This is a genomic window from Comamonas sp. GCA5, assembly GCF_036541385.1.
In the GTDB taxonomy this organism is placed as follows: Bacteria; Pseudomonadota; Gammaproteobacteria; order Burkholderiales; family Burkholderiaceae_C; genus Comamonas; species Comamonas aquatica.
Genome location: NZ_JAZHFR010000270.1, coordinates 1 through 242, shown reverse-complemented (window position 1 = coordinate 242; position 242 = coordinate 1). Strand labels below are relative to the sequence as shown.

Here is a 242-nt window from a genome sequence, read left to right as displayed (position 1 = left end):
GCCTGCCCAGCTATGGAAATCGTTAACGTGGGATCGTGGTAAGGAGCTGTCAGACCACGCACGGTTCACTGCCGAGTCAGGGGTGCAGGTGTTCTTTGCTGATCCTCATAGTCCATGGCAAAGAAGTGGTCCCGGTCGTTTGAACAATTGAGTCCAGTTGCTAAGCGAGATCACCGGGGTTATGCCGCCTGCATTTGTGCAAACGGCAATGCTGCAAAGTACGCTTCATCAGGGGTAGCTTG

1 pseudogene is annotated in these 242 nt (G+C 53.7%); it reads left to right on the top strand.

Annotation, left to right across the window (positions count from 1 at the left end):
- Positions 1-124, top strand: a pseudogene (locus SJH88_RS19610) (IS30 family transposase); the annotation flags it as partial.
- Positions 125-242: the final 118 nt, after the last annotated feature.